This is a genomic window from Candidatus Erwinia dacicola (assembly GCF_001756855.1).
GTDB classification, from domain to species: Bacteria; Pseudomonadota; Gammaproteobacteria; order Enterobacterales; family Enterobacteriaceae; genus Erwinia; species Erwinia dacicola.
Genome location: NZ_MAYS01000057.1, coordinates 1 through 20,908 on the forward strand (window position 1 = coordinate 1; position 20,908 = coordinate 20,908).

Below are 20,908 nucleotides of genomic sequence, written 5' to 3' on the forward strand. Positions count from 1 at the left end.
TAAGGTACGATTTTTTTGATGTCTTTTGATTTAATTCCGCTTTACGGGTAAAATATAAACTAAACAGAATTATATATCGACATTGAAATCGTATCTCCTCAAATAAAAAGGAATTGATATGGCTAAGGGTGCTGTTTTCCCCGTTCAGTTTACTGGCAGTAAAGGCGTTATCAATTGTGATGAGTCTTTTCAGAAAAATGAAGTCGTGGAGTGGCACCGTTACCTAAGACACGCACGTAACAACCGCAAGACGGTTTCGGTAAGCTGCCTTTGTCAGCCTGTCTGCACGGAGGGGAAGATCCTCAGACTGAAAGTCAGTCATTCAGAAGCAACGGACCGCTACTGGCTGTCAGCATGGCCCTATGAGGGCAGCCGGCACGCGGAGAATTGCCGGTTCTATTCCGTCTGGTCCGACAAATCTCAGGCCAGTATTTATGAAGCGGGTGTGGTCACAACAGGCGCAGACGGAATGTTTAAAATCAGGCTCCCGACGGGACTGCAGAAAAAGGAGCCAAAGGCACCTGATGACGACAACGCTGAACCGGTCGTTAAGACTTCAGCGACTACGAAACGTAAACCTGCCATGCAGCTGCTCGGACTGCTCCACTTTATGTGGGAGCAGGCAGAAATAAACGTCTGGCATCCCGCCTTCGAGCTTAAAAAATCCCGTGGCACTGCCTGGCTGGGTTACCGCCTGGATAATATCTCAGGGAGGATCCGGATAGGTAAGACCCTGCTCAGCGACGTCATGCTTATACCCGGTAACCGGGACGGCGCGCACAGTAAACCTAATCTGCAGAAGCTCCGGGCGGCCACCAAAAATAAAAAACGCTTGGTGGTGGTTTCTCAGCTTGTCAGCTGGACAGAAAAGACAGAGGCGAGGCTGAATAGTGGCATGCTGCCTCTGGGACTGTTCGGCGGTTTTCCTGAACTCAGGATCCCACCGGATGCCAGGGCGCGCTGTGAGGCAAGCTTTGGTCGCGAACTCGGGCACTGGAGGAAGGGGGCGAAGGTGATTGCGATCGCTGAAACGGATCCGCCGATTACCACATTTCGTCACGTGGACGGAAAGCCGGTTCCCTCTACCCGCTGCGAGGTTATCGACATTGCGCTGATGGTGGTCAGCCCCCGTTATATCCCCCTGGATTCGGGGTATGAAGCGGTTATCGAGAACAAACTTTGGGCTGAACAGCGTGCGTTCATTAAGCCGCTGCGCTATGACGGTGGTGAAGACGTGTTTCCTGACTTCCTGCTGACGGACGTCGGCGGCGAAGAGTTTGTGCCGCTTGAGGTGTTTGGCATGAATACGCCTGAATACCTCGCGCGAAAGGCCTTAAAGCAGGCCCACTACGAAGAGGAATTCGGTGAGGGACGTTGGTGGAGCTGGGACGCGACAGCCAGGGATGCGGAGTCAGCCATACCCGATTTTCCCGAAAAGAAAAAATGAAATATATGACACCAGTCCGGCTTAAAGAACTTAGCGGAGAGCTAACCGAATGTTATTGAATAAGATACTGACGGGTAAGAACAGCACGTTCGCGGGAACAATAAAACAAACGGCGCATGTGATGACCAGTGTGTCTGAGGTCGCTTTTTTTGGCGTCCTTTTCACCGACGGGGGCGAATGGCTTCGGGTGGCTACTGACGATATCTCCTTGGCTGAACGAGTCGCGTTCCTGCAGTCAGGTAGCAGCGTCAGGATCACGGTGGAGGGGAGCATCGTGCAGGCTCGAAGCAGTTATCACAGGCTCGTGAGGATCGACATTATCTGACACCGAGTTATGATATATCAGGCCCTCCATACGGTCAGTCGTAAGTCCCATACGGTAAAAAAACTAACAGAGTGGGTGTTTTTTTTAGAAACATTAAGGATGAAGTGATATGAAAAAATGCGATCCTCTTGACGATTTTAAAAACGTAGGCCGAAAGAAAGAAGTATGCAGCCATGAACCGGTGACAGATACTAAAAAGGTCGAATTAAACCATGTATACTCTCCACTGGATACGGCAGTTATAGTATTTGTCGCTGTAATTATTGGGTTCCCCATGCTGTTGTTTTTATTAGCGTTTGCAAACGCACTTATTATGGAATCCCCTTGATATTTTACCTCTGAATTTTTGGTTTAATCAATTGAAGGATAAAACATGTCCAAAGAAAAAGGCAACTTGCTAATTAAATCTGCTATAGCCGCGGGGATCAGTACCATACTGATAGATTTAATGCTTCCCTTTACCTCCTTCAGTCCGGTGTCCACATCTTCTTCCGGACCGTTTGGAGTATTCTCTTTTTATGTCATTTGGGCGGCAATAACACTAGTAGTGTTCATAATTTGGAAGTTGAAGTTGAAATTTTTCGGGTTAAAGAAAAAGTTTGATAGATAAAAAAAGCTATTCGCCGCGCGGCGATCGTTGATGACCAGGAGAACTAAATACTGTTGATTTCGTTACCCTGACGTAGCGTCAGCTTTTCACTGCCCGGTGCAGGGTACTGCTGCATCAGCGCCTGATGCACCTCGCCTCCGAGCGACCGGCTGTTACTTTCTGCAGAGTTCAATCCATACCATGTGAGAGAGCATCCTGGATTTGTTGAATCTGCTCGCTGAATCCACCTTCTGCCTCAATTTTATTTAGCCGATCTGCAACCGAGTAATCTTTACCAAAAATGGTTTCCATATTGCTCATGCTTAATCCCTTATAGCGGCCGCTGGCTGAACTTATACCGTCATATCTGAGCCTCATAAGTACGTCCAGGAAATTGCCGTCATCCCTAGTTTCGGACTGTATCCACGCGGCGACTCTTTCGGGAGAATTTATATCCCGCCATGCATAAATAATTTCAGACATGTCGTCTTCGCGCCATAACATGTCTCTGTTCTCAGGGCATTCAAAGCATGCAGAAGCCTTTGCACAAAGCATTTTCAAATCCTGATCGTACAGGACCCGGTCACTTTCATTTGCCGGCCGATTTCCTGCCAGCCCGTTCTGCCACAACAGATGACGCAGGTAAGATACACTCCAGTTAAGCGTCCCATCATTTGTCAGTGAATTACCCAGCAGAGCCAGTGCCTCGCTGCGGTTATCGATAACAAGGCGACGAAGCAGGTTATCGGCTAACTCTCTCAGTTGAATGGAATATACGGTCAGCCACTCTCCACGGGCGTAGTAGCGACGAAGCACTTCCCGACCGTTCTTAAAGAGAAACAGCAGTAATCCTCTGCACTGCACGGAAGTTGCCTGGCCAAGCATCGCGGGGGTGAGCCTGTCAAGAATGTGGTCAAACCACCATCGGGTGGTGTATCCATTTCCGGTCATCTTATTAAATAGCAAGCTGGTCAGTTCAGACGGGGCATCTGTCTTGCCGGCAACGTCAAAAAGTTCTTCAAAAAAGGCGACAGGAAGAACATCTTTTGGCGGAGAAAAGGCAAAATAGAATCGCCAGTGGAAGCCACTTCTTAGTCGTTTTGCTGAGTCAGCTTGGCTTCTTACTGCATCTCTTTCAAGGACGAAAAGCTTCAGCGACTGTTGGTTAATCCCCTCAATACCGGGCAGCCATTTAGCCAGCTCCATCAAGGACAATGGTGACGCCGGGGGAAGTGAAGACATGAGGTTATTTAGCTCATCAGCAATTGCATGGTTTTCCTTTACTGTAACTTGTCCGTTTCCTGATGCGACCGTTGCGTATTCAGTGAGGTAATGTTCAGTCCAGTCATACATTGATGGAAAAGTGACGCGCAGAAGATGAAGTAGGCACAGATCAGGAAACCATACGGAATCTTTCAGCGGGGGATAGCGGAATGCCAGACTGCCCAGAACCAGTCTGACTTCACGTGGGGTGTTCAGCATCGCGCCAAAGGTTCCTGTTACAGATCTGATGTCTTCAATCAGAGAATAATCTGGTTCCGAACCATTCACTTTTTCAAAAAGTTGAATTGAGCCTGCCATAAATTCATTGCGAAGGTCGAAGGACTCAGGTCGCGGCAAGCTGAAAGAGAGCTGGATTATTTTCTGAAGGTATCTCTGGCCGTCCTTAATATTCAATCCGACTTCCACTGCGTGGCCAAGGACAATGGGGTCGTAGCACATGATGTAGCGGAACCGGGAGAAATCTGCGACAGAACGCACCATCCTCAGAACATCCACGGCCTGTTCTGGCTCTAGTCGGTCAAGATCATCAAGTACGATGACAAAGTTCAGATCCATATCTGAAATTCTTTTTTCTATATCCGCCCTGAGTGCTGCAGTGGTTTGCCGGCTAGCAGATAGGTCAGCCGTAGATACCGTCTTCATTATTTTTCCTGCAATGCCAAAACCCGGAACCCAGTTGCTGGCCAGCTCGGCCAGAGGGGCAATCTTACCTGAGGCCTGCTGTGCATAGCGCAGCACGTCAGTCGCGATCGCGGAAGCCCTGCCACTCCATATTTTGCGTTTTAAACGGCGTAGCCATGAATACTGCTTTTCCTGTTCCTTATCCAGAATCGCTGCAACGGGAATCAGCAGACTCTCCACGCTGCTGGTACCGGAAGCGCTGAGCCAGGGAGAAATGGGAATAATATGCGTATTGTCCGGTTTATCCTTTTTCAGCTGGAGCTGGAGAAGATTAAGAAGGCTGGTTTTTCCTGCTCCCCATGCCCCTTCAATGCCTACAACGGTGCTGACATCAGTATCCAGAGCAAAAATGCTTTGTGACAGGTTTTCAGCCAGTGAAGTAAAGCCGTATCTGTCATCTTCTGGTGTGGCGACGGGCAGGTCATTACCTGCTCTTACCCCGCCAGGAATACATTTGTACTTCATTTCAGAGGTCTCCCTAGAGTTCATGCAGATCGGCCGCCACAGCGGCCTGGAATATCGCCTTCAGTTTCAGAAAATCTTCCAGCGTCAGGAAAATATGGTGATGTTCCGTACGAGGATTACTCTGTCTACATCACCGCGTAGGTTGTATAGCGATACCAAACTGTCCAGGGCGCTCTAGCCGTGCAGGGCACCAAGGTCGGCACGGACCAAAGCACTGAAAATACCCCAGCTCAACGCAAGCGGCGCCGGTGTGACGACAGGAATCCAACTGTGGCTGCTCCTGTTTCGCTTGATCTGCCGGATTCTACAAGTATTGTAGCGGTTAAAGTTCACCGGGTATGGTAAAGCCGGGAAGGAGTACCTGCGCGTTGTCCGTCCGAAAAAAAGAAACCCGCAGCTTGTAAGCCACGGAGAGATGATCTGCCTGCCATACGGGTGCCAGGCGCTTAATTCTTCGGGAAGCTGGCCAGCAGCGCAGCCACCAGGGCTGGAGGAACATTCAGTCCGGCCATGGCGAAGGTTTCCGCGGTCATATGGTTAAACGCAGGCTGTATCGTACGAAGACGCGGGATGGCATCCGGTTCCAGAGCCAGCAGTTCCCGGACGCGGGCCGCTGCGTCGATGTACTTCTGCGTGGTTGTCCAGGCGTGTTTATTGGAGACGCTATACCATTCTTCAAGTATGTCTTCCGAGAACGCGGTGGCCAGCCCCTCTTCAATCACCGGCGCACCACCGCCAACGACCGGGGCCAGCAGGTGGACACATTCGTGCGCCAGCTGATACACCGTGAGCAGTATGTTGGAAAAGGCCTCCGCACTCAGGCAGATGGCAATGTGTTTCCGGGGTGGGGTTTCATTACTGCCCGGGAACCATATCTGCGGCCGGCCTGCGTGAAACTCAACACCCACATAGGTCCAGCTGCGATCGCGGCTGCCATAGCGTTTCTCCATTTCCTGGATGAAACAGCTGACGTAAGTAGCGGGTGTAAAACTACAGTTGCCGTTCGCCAGCTTAACCCTGAATAAATGATCCGGAATATCAAAACTGTTGTTCATCGTCATGCTCTGTAATTATCTGGTGACACTGTCAGGGCGAAGGTATCCCCCCGGTTTTCTGCTCAGTTGCCGGCGTTCACCTTCACCACAAAATCCCCGTTTCCGTCCGGCTTAAAACCGACCTGTTTTGTGTAATGCTGCGCCAGCGCTTTTTCATGCGAAGACAGCGCAGAGTAAAGCCGGCCATCCAGCGCCGGAAGTGAAGCCACGTACTCCGTACTCAGCCGTTTATTTTCTTCCCGCGCCGCCTGCTCTTCCTCGGCCGTCATACTAAAATCCGTCGCCGGGAACAGGACAGAGGCAGTTGTGAACATGGGATCGTGTAACTCAATGTGCTCCCTGTGGAGTTCGTCAAACAGGGCTTTGCGACAGGACTCGCTGGGAAAGCGTTGCCATGTCGGCGAGTGCACCTGGGCCAGCTCACAGAAATCATTTTCAGGGATGGCATCCTGTGGCCAGCAGGCGATAACCTCGTTCCAGACCATCTCCGCCAGCCCCTTCCAGACGGTCTTCTTTACCGCCATGGATGCCAGAATATCGTCGTCTGCAATATTTTTAATGCCCTTCTGGATAGCCAGACGCAGCACTTCCACTTCTTTCACCGGCTGCTGCGTCAGGGTGACACAGCGCACGTAGAGTTCATCCAGCTCGGCTGCTGTGCCGTCATCGATATGTTTCGTTGGCATGACTGCCTCCTTTCTGTGAGAATTGTTTCCTGCTCATCTATAACTAATAAAATTTGCTAAGTTTCTAAGTTTCTAAGTTTCTAGGTTTACTAATTCTAACATAACATAAATACGTTTCTGCGCAAGCAGCTCTCAGTGAGACCGGTTTGTCGGCTCTCTTTTTTCTGCGCAGATCCGAAAAGTGATAGAACCGGATCCCGCCCCTCCCGGCGGCTGATTTTCACCCTGACACTATATGTAGTGGCTGTATCAGCTTGTCTGCATACAATATATGGGATGAGGACGGCAACTGGCTTCGGCAGTGGAGGGCTTCTCCCCGCCCTGCCGCCGTGCTACGCTTCCGGTTACTGCCTTATCGGGATAAACTCGGATCTGGCCGGTGAGGGTGTGCGGTTATTGCCATAGGTGGTTATATGCATGATTACTATCACTTTGGTTATGGTGTTTGCAGGAAAAGTTTCAGGTGTGACGGTCAGGGTCGTTATTGAGGGTGATCTCGGGGCGGGATTATTTCAAAAGGGAGAACAATGTGTAAATCATGCAAGCCGGATGCGAACTATTTCCGTTCAGTAGACTGTGTGTACGAGTATTTGTTGCCGGCACATCCGGTGTTGTGGCTCAGGGATTCGCTCCGCACAAGGCCGGGCTATGTGTCGCGCAGTTTGCTCTGCCCGGCCGGTAAAGTGCTTGCCATCCAGAACAGGTCAGATCAAAGCTGGCGCCTGCGAAAAGATCCGAATGAAACCTTGGACGAAATTCCTGATGAAAAGCGGAGAGAGTTTGTACTGCTTACGGACGAAGCAGCCCGGTTCCAGGCATTTCTCCTTACCTGGAGATGACGAGCACTTATGACTTTTAGCCATTTTAAGAGGAACCCTTCTGGATCGATTTGGTTCTGACGGCTGACGTCTTAACAGAGGAACAACGGATGCAGGCAGACTTGATAAACGGTATGGCGGCAGCTGTATCGCACCCGGCCACCGTTCAGGTGATTAACCAGGGGCCGGGGATCTGGGGCAACGTGGCCACCGGGGCCATCACTGCGGTCGCAGCGATTGCGGCGGTGATGCTGACGCACCGGTTTACGCTGCGGCGGGAAAGGCAGGCGGCAGATAGAAAACTCGCACAGGATCGCCTGTTCATTGCCACCGAACTTGTCTTTTTACTGGAACAGTTCGCAGAAACCTGCGCCAATGTTGCCAAAGACTGCGGTTATTACAACCAAGAGGGTATCAGCGTTCCAGCAGTAAAAACCCCAGCCCTTGATTACTCTGTCATACAAGGTGACTGGCGCGCCCTGACGGGAAGACTGATGTATCAAGTCCGCGAGCTTGCAGTAATAAAAAGCGAGGCTGATCGCACAATTAATGAAGCTGATTATTGGGCTCCAGACTTTGATGAATTTTTTTGTGCGCGGCAGTTTCAGTATACGCGGCTTGGGCTTAAATCGGTCATTCTGGCCAAACGGCTGCGTAAGTTTGTTGGATTCGGGGAAACTCGTCTTAACTCCACTCCGTGGTCAGCACAGCAGGTACTCTGGAGTGTCTGGCGTGAAGAAATGAAACTGCGTTCTGAAGCGGCTATCCTCCATAAACAGGCGCTGGAGGGATTAGCGATTAATAATATGAAGCAGGCCTCTGACGATGTGGGTGACAGAGGAGGACTGGCATGACCCATACACACCTGCCGGCGATGGGGGGCTGCCAGTCATACGCGTCACCGCTGCCGGTACCTATTGATTATCCGGCGGCGCTGGCGCTGCGGCAGATGGCCTTAGCACATGATGAGTATCCTCAGTATCTGCTGGCGCCGGAGGTCAGCGCCCTGCTCCACTATGTCCCCGACCTCTATCGCAAGATGCTGTTCACCACGCTGTGGAACACCGGCGCGCGCATTAACGAAGCGCTGGCCCTGACCCGGGGAGATTTCAGCCTGGCACCGCCCTACCCCTACGTGCAGCTGGCCACCCTCAAGCAGCGCGGTGAAAAAGCGGCTCGCGGCCCGGGCAGGGCACCGTCAGGAGTGGTACCTCACCGCCTGGTTCCGCTGTCCGATCCGCAGTACGTGGCCCAGCTGGAGATGATGGTGGCCACGCTGAAAATTCCCCTCGAGCGGCGCAGCCCGGAGACGGGACGCGCGGAACGCGTCCGGCTGTGGAGCATCACTGACCGGACGGTCCGCACCTGGCTGAACGAGGCCGTTGACGCCGCCGCTGATGACGGTGTGACGTTCTCGGTACCGGTGACGCCACACACCTTCCGGCACAGCTATGCCATGCACATGCTGTACGCCGGCATTCCGCTGAAGGCGCTGCAGAGCCTGATGGGGCACAAAAGCATGAAGTCGACCGAGGTGTACACGAAGGTGTTTGCGCTGGACGTGGCCGCCCGGCACCGGGTGCAGTTTCAGATGCCGGGTACTGAAGCCGTGGGTATATTGAAGAGTATTAAAGGGTAATATTGTCAGGACTTGGAAACTGAACTGCACGGCATTAGCGTGCAGTACGGTGACTACTTAGTTTTACTGAAACAGGCGCCGACAATGAACGACACCAGCAAAGATAAACATGCTCCTGTGATGCTGGCATACGAGGCCATTAACTCAATCTGATCCCAGAATGGATTGTCCGAATTAACATCCTCATAAGCTATGGTCAACCCGACTGGTGCCTTTGGAACGTAATCCGACGGTGCGACTAGGCAGGCGAGAATGTAAATCAGCATAGCCACTGAATGTCCCTGCAGTGCCCGGGAGTTTTCATGAGCGCAAGAAACTATGATCCCAATTATTGCCTGGACGATACAGGCAAGCAGCATGCCCGTTGTCCAGGGTATTGAGGACTTTCCCTCATGCACGAGTACAAGCGAATAGATACATCCCAGTGCGAGACTTGACAGGAGAGTGACCAAAACTCCCGTCATGGAGATATATCGTGACTTACGAATTCCAGTTATATGACGTACCATCCAAGCCCCTTACGATGATAGAAACAGCAGTTTGACAGCAACTCAAACGCAAGCGCAACGAAGTGATCTGCCAAATCCTAACCGTAAGATTGAGTAATAAATAATACTTCACACGTATGAAGGATTATTTATTCAGATAACCTTCAAGTGCAGCCCGAACCAGCGCACTGACATTCTTAGGCTCAATGCCGTTACGCTTGTTATTCAGAGCAAGATCTTCGCATTGCCTGAGTAAAGACTCCGGAAGAGAGATGGTTGTTCTGGCCAGTTTTTCAGGGGACTCAATGGGTCTTTTGTCGTCACCGTAGGGCTTATCGGCCAGCATACTTGCAAGCTTGTCCGCCTGATCTTCAGAAACTGAAGTTACCGGGCGAGGAGCTTTATTTTTATCACTCGGTTTTTTTAGCACCCGAACACCTCATTTAAAAGTGACAGAACTTCTCCCTTGGCCTTCTGATTATCCGTTTCCAGTACGGACATACCCTGAGACATCACATCCCGGTATACCTTGCGATAACATCCGACGGATTCAAGAGGTGTCAGGGTCTCAAACTCTTTCACGTACTCAAGGAATTCATGACGCTCATTCCCCTGTAACAGCGGGTTCGTGGTGGCCATCGTCTGGTAACAAAATACCTTCAGGTCTGGATTTAGATCTCGTATTGCTTCGATTTGCTGGCGCAGCTCTTCCATCGTGTCAAGATCCAGCTGGGAGCACTGGTGAGGAGCGATTATCTGGTGGGCAACCGTTCCTCCAGTGATCAGTTCTCTGCTGTTCCGTCCTGCTACATCCACGATAACGTGGTCATATTTTTCATCCAGGCTGCGCAACGTTGAGGAGATATTGTCGCGTTTTTCAATCAGCGTAATACGCGGGGACAACTCTGCTTCTTCCCTCTCGGCATACCACCGTGAAGCTGAACGTTGCGCATCCGCGTCCACGAGGCAGACGTCTGAGCCTCTCAAGGCCAGCCCAATAGCCACATTTATTGCTGTGGTAGTTTTAGCTGCGCCACCCTTGTTACATCCAATAATTGTAATCATATCAGCACCATTTTTTGTTTTCTCAGCTGCCGACCTGGCAAGCTAAATCTGTATGAAATCATACTTCATTTCTCATAAGTAGCAAATGTTATTTATGAAGTGTGAAGTATGAAAGATGAAGTGTGATTTGCTGTTTATGAGGTATGAGGTATGAGGTATGAGGTGTGGGGTAGCGAACATGAGCGTCTGAGAGTTTAAATATTCGTAAGAACTATTTTAGTAGTGCAACCGGTATGTCCTTCCATCTTGTGGTCCACGCCGGTGAAAGCATCTCTCGCTTCATTTGCCACTCTGGGGCTGTTCCTTGCCCGGCAAACCACAGCTTACCAAGTCCTGAGTTATTCACTTTGTCCAGCACCGACATCAGCTGCGCGCTGGCAGGGCGCGGCGGCGTATCATCGAACAGACCCAGCTGAGCCATTGCTCCAGAGCTGAAGTCTCCCAGCATGATGCCAGCCTTTGCATACCTGTGGCCATCGCGCCAGATGCGCTCGAGACAGCGCATGGCCACGGCAATGATGTCCCGGGTGTCCTGAGTGGCCACCGTCAGTTTTTCTCCCGCCACGTTGCCGTAGTACGGTTCCCCCTGAGCAAACGGGGAGGTCTTGATGAATGCAGAGATGTGCTGACAGTACTGTCCTTCCTGTCGCAGTTTTTCGGCCGCACGTTGAGCATGGGTGCATACCGCCTGACGCATACTTTCAAGCGACGTGATGCGCTCGCCGAAGCTGCGGCTGCAGACGATCTGCTGTTTCGTCGGAGGGACTTCTTCCAGTGCGATGCACGATTCGCCGGCCAGTTCCCGCACGGTACGCTCAAGAACTACGTTGAAATTTTTCCTGATGAAGGCCGGATTACTACGGGCAAGATCTAGCGCCGATATTATCCCCATTGCATTAAGTTGCTTACTGAGCCTGCGCCCAACGCCCCAGACTTCTTCAACCGGCTGACGTGAAAGCAGCTTGTCCGTTCGCTGAGGGTTGCCCGGAGTCAGTGCCAGCACGCCTCCAAATTGCTTCCATTCCTTGCTGGCCCACTGGGCTGATTTTGCCAGTGTTTTAGTTGGGCCCATTCCTACGCCTACGGTTAACCCTGTCACGGTCCTGACCCTCTCACGCACGCGCCTGCCGTAATCTTCAAATGACTCTGTGCGGTCAATGCCCCGTATATCCAGGAAAGATTCATCGATCGAGTAGATTTCCGTGGCCGGTGCCATTTCTTCCAGAACCGTGGAAACCCTGACGGACATGTCGTGATACAGCGAGTAATTACTGGAAAAGGCGTGCAGGCGTACCGGAAACTGCTGTGATTTTATCTGAAACCACGGCTGCCCCATTTTAATACCCAGGGCCTTACTTTCGGCGCTGCGGGCGATCACACAGCCATCGTTATTCGAAAGTACGATAACCGGGGCGTTTTTTAAATCCGGGCGGAATACCTTCTCGCAGGAAGCGTAAAAGCTATTGACGTCAACAAGTGCAAACACGATTCACCCCCGCGTAGCGTGGAGAAACCAGGTCACAACACCGAAAATTTCCAGCGCGTCCGGTTCCGGATAGATCGTGGAAAACGCGGGGTTCATCGGCTGCAGTGCGAGGCACGGGCGCAGCTGCAGAACTTTGACGGTGAACTCCCCATCCACGGCAGCGATCACAATGTCTCCGTGAGAGGGTGTTTCTGATTTATCCACGACGAGCAGGTCACCATCCCTGATCCCGGCATCTACCATGCTGTGGCCAGAAGCTCTGATGAAGTACGTTGCACTGCGGTGCCGGATACACAGGTCGTTCAGATCCAGCATCTCCTCAACGTAGTCCTGGGCCGGAGAAGGAAAACCGGCGGGCACTCGTTCCGTAAAGAGAGGAAGGGGTATGTGGGTTAACGCTGCAGAGACTGCACATAGCCCGGATCGATTCATAAGAGCACCTTTGTGAATACTGTATTTATGTACAGTATTAATATAATCGCGACTTACGCGCTCTACAACCGGGCAGGCCAATACTTACAAATCGTTCTTAAAACCGCAGAAACCGAGCCTTTTACATCTCATATTGTTCTCAAATTTATCTCAAAAAGGTTGATGATTTTCTCTTTTGTCGCTAGCATTTGAATTGTTCTCACATTTATCTCTGAAATGTGTCTTTTAGTTATTAATAATTCCCTTTAGGGGTAAGGTATGCCAGATGAAAATTTTTATGGATGACGGTTCAACTAACATCAAAATGAAATGGGAAGCTGATGGCGAAATCAGGCAGATGATCAGCCCTAACAGCTTCAAGCCGCAGTGGTCTGTGCCATTCGGCGCACAGCCAGTGTTCAACTACAGCATGAACGGCGAGCAGTATTCATTTGACCCGGTCGCTGCCGATGCCGTGGTGACAACGAACGTGGCGTGGCAGTACAGCGATGTGAACGTTGTGGCCGTTCATCACGCACTGCTGCAGACGGGGCTGGTACCGTGTGAAGTAGATATCACCGTTACGCTGCCGCTGAGTGAGTATTACAACCGGGACAACCAGCCTGATAATGAAGCCATCAGGCGTAAAGAACAGAGCCTGATGAGGCCTGTCACTCTCAATGGCGGCAAAACCTTTACAGTGCGGAGCGTGGCCGTGATGCCTGAATCGATTCCTGCCGGATTCAGCGTTCTACAGACTATGGACCCGCTGGAGTCTCTGCTGATTGTTGACCTCGGTGGGACCACTCTTGATATTTCTCAGGTAACCGGGCGGATGTCGGGAATAACGCGAATTTACGGCGACTCAACAATCGGCGTGTCGCTGATGACGTCTGCAGTGCGTGATGTGCTGCGCGTGGCCAGAACACACGGCAGCAGCTATCTTGCTGATGAGATGATTATTCACCGCAGTGACGACAGTTATCTGGCTGCGCGCATCAATGACACGACGCGTCTGCCTGAAGTGAAAAGTACGCTGACCGAGTCTGAAAACAGACTGACAAAACGGGTTCTCAACGCGGTCAGTTCATTTGAGGGATACACGCACGTCATGGTTATCGGCGGTGGTGCTGAAATCGTGGCAGGGGCAATCCGTGAACACTGCGGCATCCGGCCGGAGCGCTTCTTTAAAACAGATTCTCCCCAGTATGACCTCGTAAACGGTATGTTTGAAATCGGATAAGAGATATGGATACGCGACGGAAAATACAGTTTTACCTGAACCCGGAAACAAACCAGGCAGACCGCTGTGTGGACGCGGTACTGAATAATACGCCGCAGGGGGACCGGGGCAGGTTACAGCGTGCAGCTATGCTGAGTGGTTTTGCTCTGCATAAAATTGATCCGCGTATCCCGTTCCTGCTCTCGGAGCTGCTGACCGAAAACACCACGTTCAGCGAAACCCTGCAGGTCATAAAAGCGGTCCTGCCCGCTGCTCAGGCGGAGAGGCTGGAAGAAATTATACAAACAGCACCGCCGGAAAATATCCCCGAGCAACATTCTCTACAGGCTGGTGCAGAGGATGAAACCCGCAGCAATGCGAGGGGCATATTCGGTACCAAATAAGGAGCGACGATGATCACAGCAATAAGAATATTTTTTTTGAGGGTAACTGGAGCTGACCGCCTCTCTGCGAAGCAGCGGAAAAATATCGGTGAGTTTTTTCTTCTTGGCAGCAGCCTGTTTATTGTTCCACTGCTATTTCTGGATAATCCGGGGGTTGTGGTGAAGGTCGTGCTGCAGCTGCTGTGGGCGCTTGCGATAGCTGTGGGCGCGATGCTGGCGCATGTGCAGAAGAGAAAACCGGAGTGAATATTGCCGGGAAGGGAGTGGCCGTGCTCGTTGTCACTCCGTTGCACTGACGCTTCCTCGCCCGGGCTGTTCGTTCCTCGCTTCGCTGCGGTACGCCTCAGTCCTGGCTGTGGCGAGCGTTAGGGGTGATTTTTTTATCATTTTAATGTTCAGTCCTTTCACTACGGTGCGGTAAGCGCGGGGAAATTCTTTAGCCGGAAATACCGTGCCTGCCCGTCCGGCAGGACTCCGTGACCTCATCTTCAGTATGGAAGTCGCGTTGCTCCTTATTTATGGCGCCTGTCGGCGCACCCCTTCCAGCCATCGGCGCCAGCAACTTTCTCACCTCATCCAATGTTCTGTCCGAAGATGACCCACGTTGTTCGCTTTCTGTTTTAAGGATGTCGCTGCGCTCCGCTTCTGAGCCGTCCAACGCCCTGCGGTCGTCAGCCGGCGGGTCTGAGGTGCCGTGCCCTCACTGTAGCCGGGCTGGCGTTCAGACAAGGGAAGCTTCGCCGGCCTGCTCACCCGTTCCCCGCCGTGCGCGGGACATTCAGTCCGCTCCGGCGGCGCGTGCGGCTTGCGCGTCCGCCCCTGTCTGTTCCGCCTGTCGCCCGTCTTTGTGGAGGCCACGGCACAAGAGGGTGCCCCCATCAGATAAGGAGTCAGCGTATGTCACGTTTCATTCAGGGTAACTGCATCCAGATTATGTCCGGCTTTCCCGATAAGGCCGTGGATTTCATTCTCACCGATCCGCCGTACCTCGTCGGTTTTCGCGACCGCGCCGGGCGCACGATAGCCGGCGACAAGACGGACGAGTGGCTCCAGCCCGCCTGTCATGAGATGTACCGCGTGCTGAAAAACGACTCGCTCATGGTCAGCTTCTACGGCTGGAACCGCGCCGATCGCTTTATCAGCGCATGGACCGCTGCGGGCTTTCGCATCGTCGGCCACTTCGTATTTGCCAAAACCTACGCGTCAAAATCTGCATACGTCGGCTATACGCACGAATGCGCCTATGTGCTGGCCAAAGGACGCCCGCGCCTGCCGGAGAATCCGCTGCCCGACGTGCTGGGATGGAAGTACACGGGCAACCGGCATCATCCGACCGAAAAGCCCGTGACCAGCCTGCAACCCCTGATTGAGTCGTTCACGCACCCGGGCGCTATCGTGCTTGACCCGTTCGCGGGATCCGGTTCGACCTGCGTCGCGGCGCTCCAGTCCGGCCGGCGCTACATCGGCATTGAGCTACTGGAACAGTACCACCGCGCGGGCCAACAGCGGCTGGCCGCCGTACAGCGCGCCATGCTGCAACCTGCGGCCAACGGTGACTGGCTACCGGAGGCTGCGTAATGAACTACGCGGGAATTGAATCACTGCGATCGGATGTGGCAGAGCTGGTCAACATGATGGATGAACTGTGGGTAAGAATGAATGCGCTAGGTAGCCACAACTACCGGGACGACACGCCGGCGGCAGAGCTGATGGCCCGGCAGGCCGTTACCCGTATTAACGCGCTGTTTCTCAATGCATACCGCGAAATGCTGGCGCTCAATGCCTGCTTTAAAGACTGAAGTATCCGGCCGGGAAAGCCCGGCCACGACTAAAACCGGAGAAAATCATGTACGGAACACGAAAAGAGATTAACGAAAAGCTGAAACGCGCCTTCACGAACAGCGAACCGCTGGCCGTGCTGGTCTGGTCACGGGAAACGGTGACGGACATTATCGACGAAGAGCTGACCGACGCCGAGGCTGACCGCCTTCTGTGCCGCATCGGCGGGGTTGCGTTTTACGGGCACGCGGCGGAGGGGATTTCGCGCCATACCCTGAGCGAATGGCTGCGGTCTGACAGAAAAACAATCCAGACGGTGACGGTGGACGCCGGGCTGCTGAAAAAAATAACGGAGAGGGCGCAGCGCGCGCTGCTGTCAGAAGAGGGGAGCGCCTGGGATGCAGGCAATGACTGCCCGCCGGGGGTACGCGAGGGCCTGGACGACGTGGCTCGCATGCTGACGCTGCTGGCCGCCTGACGCTGAGCAAAGCCTGACTGCCGGAGGCGGCGAAGCCCGTCGCTTCCGGACGGGTACGGGACCCGCGAGAGACCGGCCGGCAGCGGAGCGGCAGGTACGGTCGCGGGCATCGAACCCCCGCCCGTACACCAACGCCACGCGGCAGTTCCCGGCCCTGCCGGGGCCGCAAAGGGCGCAGGCTGAGCCTGCCCACGGGGTAAAACGGTGCGCCATGAGGCCGCCGTGTCGTGGGGGCTTACGCCGTGCCCGAACCTTAGCCGGGCCGCTGCAATCGCAAGAGTCCGCTGCGCCGTCTCCTCACCCGTTCGCGCCCGTCACGGGCATTCAGCCCGCAACGGCCTTGCGCTGCGGCTTCCGGGGACGCTCCTGCGCTTTCCGCTTTGCGCCCGTCTCTGGTGTGGTCACGGCGCAAGCCCGCGCCGTATCACATGCTAACAGTGGAGATGCTATGAACACACAGACCCCCGCCGCCGTCCACGTCGATCGCTTAATGACGATGCGTTTTTTGCCGATGCTCTTTTCCCACGACTACGTGCGCGCCGAACATAACGTTTTTCTCTATGCAAGTCGCTTTCTTACAAGCTATGACGGCTGCGAGTGGAGTTTTGTTGCGCTGGAAAACGGCGGGGGATTCATGCAGCCCGGTGGCGACAAGTGGCACTTTAGTAACCCGGACAACGGGGCCGAAGTGAATCTGTCGGCAGAGGCGGCGGGCATCGTCATCACTTCAATGGTGCTGAACCACCGCAGCTGGTTTTATGACCGCCATGATGAACCGGAACTGTGTGAGCACTACTGTGAGCGCTTTCGCCAGCTGACCGGGTTTATCTCCGCACATCCTGAATACAGCGCCATCTACCGCGCGCTTAACTGACAACGGCGGGCGGCTGCCGCCGCCGCCCGTAAGGATATGAAATGTACGGAACGCCGAACGAACTCTGTATACAGCTGCTTAAGCAGTTTGCGCCGGGTGAAAGAATTACGCTGATTGTCTGGACCAGCGGGAATGTATCAGACGTGCTTGACGGGGAGGACATCACCCCGGAAGAAGCCGACGAAATTAACGCTGACATCAGCGAGCTTGATTCCGTGCACGAGTATGGTGTGGGCGAGGAAACGCTACGGGCGATGCTGGAAAACGTGCGGGAATCAGCCCGCGCAGAACGAGAAGTGCGGGTGACGGCGGGCACCCTGGAGAGGATTGCCAGGCTTGCCGGAGAGTATATCCGCCGGGAAGAAGCTGAAGGAGGAGAGGGGGCCGCCAGAAGGCACTTCCCCCTTGAACTGGATGCGCTCGAGGCCGTCAGAAAGCTGGTGATGTAAGGCAGAAACGGGCAGGGAGGCCCGTAACCTGACCGCTGTCAGCCCGCAAAAACCCCTGCCCGCCTGCGGCGGGGCGGGCGAACGGCGCCAGCGGCGCCATTTTCCGCCCCTTTACAGCAAGTTTAAGTTGTGCAGAACAGTCAGTAGCTCATCATTTCCTGCGTTGGCGTTGGCGTTGGCGTTGGCGTTGGCGTTGGCGTTGGCGTTGGCGTTGGTCTGGTGATCGCTTTTAAACATACTCTTTTGCCCGGGGCGTCTCCCTCCGGGCCGCGCTGTCATGCTTCGCACCGAGCCGGCAAGCCGTCTCTGCCCTTGCCCTGCGGGCCGACGGGTTTCCATCGACTGACGCAACACCCGCAGCCGGCATGCTGCCGCCGCACTCACTGGCCACGGGCGTGGCCGCTGAGGACCGGACCGCGTTTGCGCCGTCCGGGGCCGTGCCATGCTCATCCACCGGTGGCTGATGTTCCCGTGGTATTTCCGTCGCAGGGAACTGCGCCACACCGCCTCGCTCCTTCTGACAAGGCTGAAGTGCACGCCTGCGGCGGCCTTGTCAGCGCTCCCCGGTGAGGCTTTTTCCCTTCTGCGACGGCGAATACTCACAGAAACATCATTTAACCCACAGAAGGAGAAGCAGCATGTCACAGCAAAACGTCAAGAGCGCGACAACGAAGCCTACAGAATCATCAGATTTTCAAACCGAAGGGCCGGAATATCGTGCCACTTATTCCCCCGATGACAACAAGTTACGTCTGTTCGCGGATTCACGTCTCGATGAGGAAACTTATAAGCGTGTGAAAGACGCAGGATTTAAATATGCGCCTAAACAGGGGTTGTTTGTGGCACCAATGTGGACACCGTCCCGCGAAGATTTGCTGCTGGAGCTGGCTGGGGAAATCGAAGATGAAGATCAGTCACTGTTTGAACGGCAGGAAGAACGTGCAGAACGTTTCGAAGGCTACAGCGTTAAACGGGCAGCAGAATCTGAGCAGGTGCTTTCCGCAGTGGATAAACTTGCCTCCGCCATTCCTTTAGGTCAGCCGATCCTGGTTGGCCACCACAGCGAACGCCGCGCGCGGAAGCACGCACAGCGTATCGAAAACAGTATGCGCAGGGCCGTAAACCTGTTTGAAACCTCCGAATACTGGGAGCGCCGTGCAGAAGCATCCCTGCGCCTGGCAACGTATAAAGAACGCCCGGATGTGCGTTATCGCCGTATCAAAAAAATTGAGGCCGATTTGCGCAAGTCGGAAAGACACATTGAAAATGCCCGTCTGTTTATCAAACTCTGGTCATGTGAAACCCTTGACCGGAAGATGGCGCTGAAAATCGCAAACGGCGATCATGTTTATGCACGTCTCACGCTGGAAAAATTTCCGCGCCCGGCGGATAAAAGCCAGTATGAAGGCCAGACGTCCGTATGGTCAGCCCTGACGGATGAGATTATTACCGCCGCACAGGCGCGGGAAATCTGTGTCCGCGTCCATCAGCAGACAATCGACTGGCAAGACCGCTGGGCAGGACACTATCGCAATCGCCTGATGTATGAGCGTGCCATGCTGGACGAAACTGGCAGCCTTCTGGCGTCCGGTGTTGACATGGTTCCGGGCGGTAAAATTCTGAGCCGTGGCGAATGGCTGACTATCATCCGGGTCAACCGCAGCGGGGGTGAAATCAGCTCCGTGGTGACCAGTGAATACTCATTTATGGGCCGCAAGGGAACGACGGTTATCCGGCGTGACCGCATTACGGATTATGCGGAACCCACGGCAGAGATCGCCGCAGCGGCAAAGGTTGCCGCAAAACGACCGCCGATCGTGAATTATCCGGGGGAGGGCTTCATCACCCTGACAAAACAGGAATGGAGTAAAAAGCATGCTGATTTTAAACAGGTGCGCGGCATTGCGGCGGGTGACGATCACGGCGCTTACCGTATCCGCCGTGTGCTGTCGTCGGGTTACTCACTAACACCTGTATATATCACCGATTTGAAAACGGTGGAAATCCCACGCTGATAAGCAGTGTTTCCCGGCTCTGCCGGGAAACCTCCCGCAACGATTTACACTGAAGGGCAAACAAATGCAGACCGGACTTAAAGAGCGCATAGCGCAGATGCAGCAGAAGCTCAGTTCCCGCCAACCGATGGGTGAAATACACGCAGACAGCCAGCTGTTTGTCACACCCGAACCCGTATGTGACAGACTTGTCACGCTGGCTGATATCCGGCCCGGTGACCGGGTTCTGGAGCCTAACGCGGGTACCGGGGCTATCCTCCGGGCTGTTCTGGCCGCGCAGCCTGCGGCCCGCTGTGAGTGCGTTGAAGTGAATTATGCGCTGGTTCAGCACCTGCTGTCAGCTTTTCCCGGCGTGCCGGTCAGCTGTGAAGATTTTCTGAATTTTAGCCCGGTAAAACCTTTTGATCGCATCATCATGAACCCGCCATTCAGGCACGCGGTCGATCTGAAGCACATCCTGCATGCCAGGACGATGCTGGCCCCCGGCGGTAATCTGGTCGCGATCTGCAGCAACGGACCCCGTCAGCAGAAAGCGCTGTGCGACCTCGCGGTGTACCATGAAACGCTGCCGCGCGGCACTTTCGCATATACGGACGTTACAACAATGATTGTCCTCATTGATGCTGAGTAGCTGTGCTCAGGGAGCATTCCCGGGTATCCCCCGGGATGCCCTATCTGTAACCGGGTGATCGTCCGGCCCCGTGGTCGCTTGCCTCCGAAGCCGAAAACCGGGCGGGCCTGCGGCCCGGGGGTGAACAGTGCTGACGCACTGTAATACCCCCTTCGCCTGCCCTTGCTCTGCCCGGTCTTTCTCTCACTGTCTCTCTTCCTGCTGTGATTTGATTTCCTGCTGTATTTCCTGTTGCTGTCGTGCTGCTTAACATCACTGAAAACCAGATGCTAAAGCATGGCCCCCTGCGGCTCCCCGGCGTTGCCGGCTCGTCAGCCCCACTGCGCTAACCGGCAAAGCCGGTAAGCTCCGCCGAATCCCGCACGCGGGTTTCGGGCCTCCCGGCTAGGGTCTGATGGCGAACTGCCAGGGCGTGCAGCTGGCTGGCGCCAGCGCGCTCACTGGCCACGGTCGTGGCCGCTGAGGACCGGACCGCGTTAGCGCCGTCCGGAGCCGTGCCATGCTCATCCACCGGTGGCCGGTGTTCCCGTGGTATTTCCGTCGCAGGGAACTGCGCCACACCGCCTCGCTCCTTCTGACAAGGCTGAAGTGCACGCCTGCGGCGGCCTTGTCAGCGC

The 20,908-nt window shown here is 54.1% G+C and carries 24 protein-coding genes; 15 read left to right on the forward strand and 9 right to left on the reverse strand.

The annotated features are described in order from the left end of the window. Nucleotides 1-118: 118 nt before the first annotated feature. From BBW68_RS01350 to BBW68_RS01360, 3 genes are all read left to right on the forward strand, one after another. Complete coding sequence (locus BBW68_RS01350; RefSeq protein WP_070133685.1) at nucleotides 119-1,447, forward strand: DUF1173 family protein; 1,329 nt, start codon at nucleotides 119-121, stop codon at nucleotides 1,445-1,447. A 49-nt stretch (nucleotides 1,448-1,496) separates the two neighbouring features. Beyond that, nucleotides 1,497-1,772 carry a hypothetical protein gene (locus BBW68_RS19030; protein WP_070133686.1) on the forward strand — a complete coding sequence of 92 codons (276 nt, stop codon included), beginning with the start codon at nucleotides 1,497-1,499 and terminating at the stop codon, nucleotides 1,770-1,772. Nucleotides 1,773-1,881: 109 nt separating this feature from the next. Then, nucleotides 1,882-2,100 carry a hypothetical protein gene (locus tag BBW68_RS01360; RefSeq protein WP_070133687.1) on the forward strand — a complete coding sequence of 73 codons (219 nt, stop codon included), beginning with the start codon at nucleotides 1,882-1,884 and terminating at the stop codon, nucleotides 2,098-2,100. Nucleotides 2,101-2,425: 325 nt separating this feature from the next. Here the strand turns inward: BBW68_RS01360 and BBW68_RS20085 are convergent, their stop codons facing one another. From BBW68_RS20085 to BBW68_RS01385, 4 genes are all read right to left on the reverse strand, one after another. Next, a complete protein-coding gene (locus BBW68_RS20085) occupies nucleotides 2,426-2,554 on the reverse strand; it encodes a hypothetical protein (protein ID WP_261791475.1) in 129 nt (42 codons plus the stop codon). Further along, entirely contained in the window at nucleotides 2,551-4,791 is a 2,241-nt protein-coding gene (locus tag BBW68_RS01370) for a KAP family P-loop NTPase fold protein (RefSeq protein WP_070133689.1), read from the reverse strand. Before BBW68_RS01370 ends, BBW68_RS20085 begins: the two co-directional genes overlap by 4 nt. Nucleotides 4,792-5,237: 446 nt before the next feature. Next, nucleotides 5,238-5,846: a hypothetical protein gene (locus BBW68_RS01380; protein ID WP_070133691.1), complete on the reverse strand. Its 609-nt coding sequence runs from the start codon at nucleotides 5,844-5,846 to the stop codon at nucleotides 5,238-5,240. Nucleotides 5,847-5,908: 62 nt separating this feature from the next. Further along, nucleotides 5,909-6,532, reverse strand: coding sequence for a hypothetical protein (locus BBW68_RS01385; RefSeq protein WP_070133692.1), 624 nt, complete (start codon nucleotides 6,530-6,532; stop codon nucleotides 5,909-5,911). A gap of 928 nt (nucleotides 6,533-7,460) precedes the next feature. Between BBW68_RS01385 and BBW68_RS01390 the strand changes: the two genes are divergently transcribed. Next, the gene (locus BBW68_RS01390; RefSeq protein ID WP_070133693.1) at nucleotides 7,461-8,204 is read left to right on the forward strand and encodes a hypothetical protein; all 744 of its coding nucleotides are present in this window, start codon (nucleotides 7,461-7,463) and stop codon (nucleotides 8,202-8,204) included. Next, nucleotides 8,201-8,989 (forward strand): site-specific integrase, encoded by a 789-nt coding sequence (locus BBW68_RS01395; RefSeq protein ID WP_070133694.1) that lies wholly within the window; start codon nucleotides 8,201-8,203, stop codon nucleotides 8,987-8,989. The genes BBW68_RS01390 and BBW68_RS01395 overlap by 4 nt, the downstream gene beginning before the upstream one ends. Nucleotides 8,990-9,622: 633 nt before the next feature. Here BBW68_RS01395 and BBW68_RS01400 read toward each other — a convergent pair. The 4 genes from BBW68_RS01400 to umuD form a co-directional block, all read right to left on the reverse strand. Next, nucleotides 9,623-9,907 (reverse strand): ribbon-helix-helix domain-containing protein, encoded by a 285-nt coding sequence (locus BBW68_RS01400; protein WP_048918125.1) that lies wholly within the window; start codon nucleotides 9,905-9,907, stop codon nucleotides 9,623-9,625. After that, nucleotides 9,901-10,542, reverse strand: coding sequence for an AAA family ATPase (locus tag BBW68_RS01405; RefSeq protein WP_070133695.1), 642 nt, complete (start codon nucleotides 10,540-10,542; stop codon nucleotides 9,901-9,903). The genes BBW68_RS01400 and BBW68_RS01405 overlap by 7 nt, the downstream gene beginning before the upstream one ends. Nucleotides 10,543-10,753: 211 nt before the next feature. Beyond that, nucleotides 10,754-12,028 (reverse strand): translesion error-prone DNA polymerase V subunit UmuC, encoded by a 1,275-nt coding sequence (umuC, locus tag BBW68_RS01410; protein ID WP_070133696.1) that lies wholly within the window; start codon nucleotides 12,026-12,028, stop codon nucleotides 10,754-10,756. A gap of 3 nt (nucleotides 12,029-12,031) precedes the next feature. Beyond that, nucleotides 12,032-12,460: a translesion error-prone DNA polymerase V autoproteolytic subunit gene (gene umuD, locus BBW68_RS01415; RefSeq protein WP_048918122.1), complete on the reverse strand. Its 429-nt coding sequence runs from the start codon at nucleotides 12,458-12,460 to the stop codon at nucleotides 12,032-12,034. A gap of 265 nt (nucleotides 12,461-12,725) precedes the next feature. On the opposite strand from umuD, the gene BBW68_RS01420 reads away from it, so the two are divergent. The 8 genes from BBW68_RS01420 to BBW68_RS01455 all read left to right on the forward strand — a co-directional run bounded on the left by BBW68_RS01420 (nucleotide 12,726) and on the right by BBW68_RS01455 (nucleotide 17,645). Continuing rightward, the gene (locus BBW68_RS01420) at nucleotides 12,726-13,682 is read left to right on the forward strand and encodes a plasmid segregation protein ParM (RefSeq protein WP_070133697.1); all 957 of its coding nucleotides are present in this window, start codon (nucleotides 12,726-12,728) and stop codon (nucleotides 13,680-13,682) included. Nucleotides 13,683-13,687: 5 nt separating this feature from the next. Continuing rightward, complete coding sequence (locus tag BBW68_RS01425) at nucleotides 13,688-14,065, forward strand: plasmid partitioning/stability family protein (protein WP_048918120.1); 378 nt, start codon at nucleotides 13,688-13,690, stop codon at nucleotides 14,063-14,065. Between the two features lie 9 nt (nucleotides 14,066-14,074). After that, the gene (locus BBW68_RS01430) at nucleotides 14,075-14,311 is read left to right on the forward strand and encodes a hypothetical protein (protein WP_070133698.1); all 237 of its coding nucleotides are present in this window, start codon (nucleotides 14,075-14,077) and stop codon (nucleotides 14,309-14,311) included. 651 nt (nucleotides 14,312-14,962) lie between these two features. Further along, nucleotides 14,963-15,643, forward strand: coding sequence for a DNA methylase (locus tag BBW68_RS01435; protein ID WP_070133699.1), 681 nt, complete (start codon nucleotides 14,963-14,965; stop codon nucleotides 15,641-15,643). Next, nucleotides 15,643-15,864 carry a hypothetical protein gene (locus tag BBW68_RS01440; protein ID WP_070133700.1) on the forward strand — a complete coding sequence of 74 codons (222 nt, stop codon included), beginning with the start codon at nucleotides 15,643-15,645 and terminating at the stop codon, nucleotides 15,862-15,864. Before BBW68_RS01435 ends, BBW68_RS01440 begins: the two co-directional genes overlap by 1 nt. Before the next feature lie 47 nt (nucleotides 15,865-15,911). Then, nucleotides 15,912-16,322: a DUF1380 family protein gene (locus tag BBW68_RS01445; RefSeq protein ID WP_245675185.1), complete on the forward strand. Its 411-nt coding sequence runs from the start codon at nucleotides 15,912-15,914 to the stop codon at nucleotides 16,320-16,322. A 448-nt stretch (nucleotides 16,323-16,770) separates the two neighbouring features. Next, complete coding sequence (locus BBW68_RS01450; RefSeq protein WP_070133702.1) at nucleotides 16,771-17,196, forward strand: antirestriction protein; 426 nt, start codon at nucleotides 16,771-16,773, stop codon at nucleotides 17,194-17,196. 41 nt (nucleotides 17,197-17,237) lie between these two features. Further along, nucleotides 17,238-17,645, forward strand: a complete 408-nt coding sequence (locus tag BBW68_RS01455) for a DUF1380 family protein (protein WP_070133703.1) — start codon at nucleotides 17,238-17,240, stop codon at nucleotides 17,643-17,645. A gap of 111 nt (nucleotides 17,646-17,756) precedes the next feature. On the opposite strand, the gene BBW68_RS20090 is transcribed toward BBW68_RS01455, so the two are convergent. Then, on the reverse strand, nucleotides 17,757-17,882 hold the full coding sequence (locus BBW68_RS20090) for a hypothetical protein (protein ID WP_261791456.1): 126 nt from the start codon (nucleotides 17,880-17,882) through the stop codon (nucleotides 17,757-17,759). Nucleotides 17,883-18,283: 401 nt separating this feature from the next. On the opposite strand from BBW68_RS20090, the gene BBW68_RS01465 reads away from it, so the two are divergent. Next, a complete protein-coding gene (locus tag BBW68_RS01465) occupies nucleotides 18,284-19,660 on the forward strand; it encodes a DUF3560 domain-containing protein (RefSeq protein WP_070133705.1) in 1,377 nt (458 codons plus the stop codon). 64 nt (nucleotides 19,661-19,724) lie between these two features. Further along, nucleotides 19,725-20,291, forward strand: a complete 567-nt coding sequence (locus BBW68_RS01470; protein ID WP_070133706.1) for a methyltransferase — start codon at nucleotides 19,725-19,727, stop codon at nucleotides 20,289-20,291. The last annotated feature ends 617 nt before the right edge of the window (nucleotides 20,292-20,908 follow it).

What these genes read in the sequence shown, in the direction of transcription:
- BBW68_RS01430 (WP_070133698.1), top strand. Translation starts at nt 14,075, where the DNA reads ATGATCACAGCAATAAGAATATTTTTTTTGAGGGTAACTGGAGCTGAC.
- BBW68_RS01390 (WP_070133693.1), top strand. Translation starts at nt 7,461, where the DNA reads ATGCAGGCAGACTTGATAAACGGTATGGCGGCAGCTGTATCGCACCCG.
- BBW68_RS01405 (WP_070133695.1), bottom strand. Translation starts at nt 10,542, where the DNA reads ATGATTACAATTATTGGATGTAACAAGGGTGGCGCAGCTAAAACTACC.
- umuD (WP_048918122.1), bottom strand. Translation starts at nt 12,460, where the DNA reads ATGAATCGATCCGGGCTATGTGCAGTCTCTGCAGCGTTAACCCACATA.
- BBW68_RS01435 (WP_070133699.1), top strand. Translation starts at nt 14,963, where the DNA reads ATGTCACGTTTCATTCAGGGTAACTGCATCCAGATTATGTCCGGCTTT.
- BBW68_RS01450 (WP_070133702.1), top strand. Translation starts at nt 16,771, where the DNA reads ATGAACACACAGACCCCCGCCGCCGTCCACGTCGATCGCTTAATGACG.
- BBW68_RS01420 (WP_070133697.1), top strand. Translation starts at nt 12,726, where the DNA reads ATGAAAATTTTTATGGATGACGGTTCAACTAACATCAAAATGAAATGG.
- BBW68_RS01425 (WP_048918120.1), top strand. Translation starts at nt 13,688, where the DNA reads ATGGATACGCGACGGAAAATACAGTTTTACCTGAACCCGGAAACAAAC.
- BBW68_RS01360 (WP_070133687.1), top strand. Translation starts at nt 1,882, where the DNA reads ATGAAAAAATGCGATCCTCTTGACGATTTTAAAAACGTAGGCCGAAAG.
- BBW68_RS01350 (WP_070133685.1), top strand. Translation starts at nt 119, where the DNA reads ATGGCTAAGGGTGCTGTTTTCCCCGTTCAGTTTACTGGCAGTAAAGGC.
- BBW68_RS19030 (WP_070133686.1), top strand. Translation starts at nt 1,497, where the DNA reads ATGTTATTGAATAAGATACTGACGGGTAAGAACAGCACGTTCGCGGGA.
- BBW68_RS01380 (WP_070133691.1), bottom strand. Translation starts at nt 5,846, where the DNA reads ATGAACAACAGTTTTGATATTCCGGATCATTTATTCAGGGTTAAGCTG.
- BBW68_RS01370 (WP_070133689.1), bottom strand. Translation starts at nt 4,791, where the DNA reads ATGAAGTACAAATGTATTCCTGGCGGGGTAAGAGCAGGTAATGACCTG.
- BBW68_RS01395 (WP_070133694.1), top strand. Translation starts at nt 8,201, where the DNA reads ATGACCCATACACACCTGCCGGCGATGGGGGGCTGCCAGTCATACGCG.
- BBW68_RS01440 (WP_070133700.1), top strand. Translation starts at nt 15,643, where the DNA reads ATGAACTACGCGGGAATTGAATCACTGCGATCGGATGTGGCAGAGCTG.
- BBW68_RS20090 (WP_261791456.1), bottom strand. Translation starts at nt 17,882, where the DNA reads ATGTTTAAAAGCGATCACCAGACCAACGCCAACGCCAACGCCAACGCC.
- BBW68_RS01465 (WP_070133705.1), top strand. Translation starts at nt 18,284, where the DNA reads ATGTCACAGCAAAACGTCAAGAGCGCGACAACGAAGCCTACAGAATCA.
- BBW68_RS01385 (WP_070133692.1), bottom strand. Translation starts at nt 6,532, where the DNA reads ATGCCAACGAAACATATCGATGACGGCACAGCAGCCGAGCTGGATGAA.
- BBW68_RS01455 (WP_070133703.1), top strand. Translation starts at nt 17,238, where the DNA reads ATGTACGGAACGCCGAACGAACTCTGTATACAGCTGCTTAAGCAGTTT.
- BBW68_RS01445 (WP_245675185.1), top strand. Translation starts at nt 15,912, where the DNA reads ATGTACGGAACACGAAAAGAGATTAACGAAAAGCTGAAACGCGCCTTC.
- BBW68_RS01470 (WP_070133706.1), top strand. Translation starts at nt 19,725, where the DNA reads ATGCAGACCGGACTTAAAGAGCGCATAGCGCAGATGCAGCAGAAGCTC.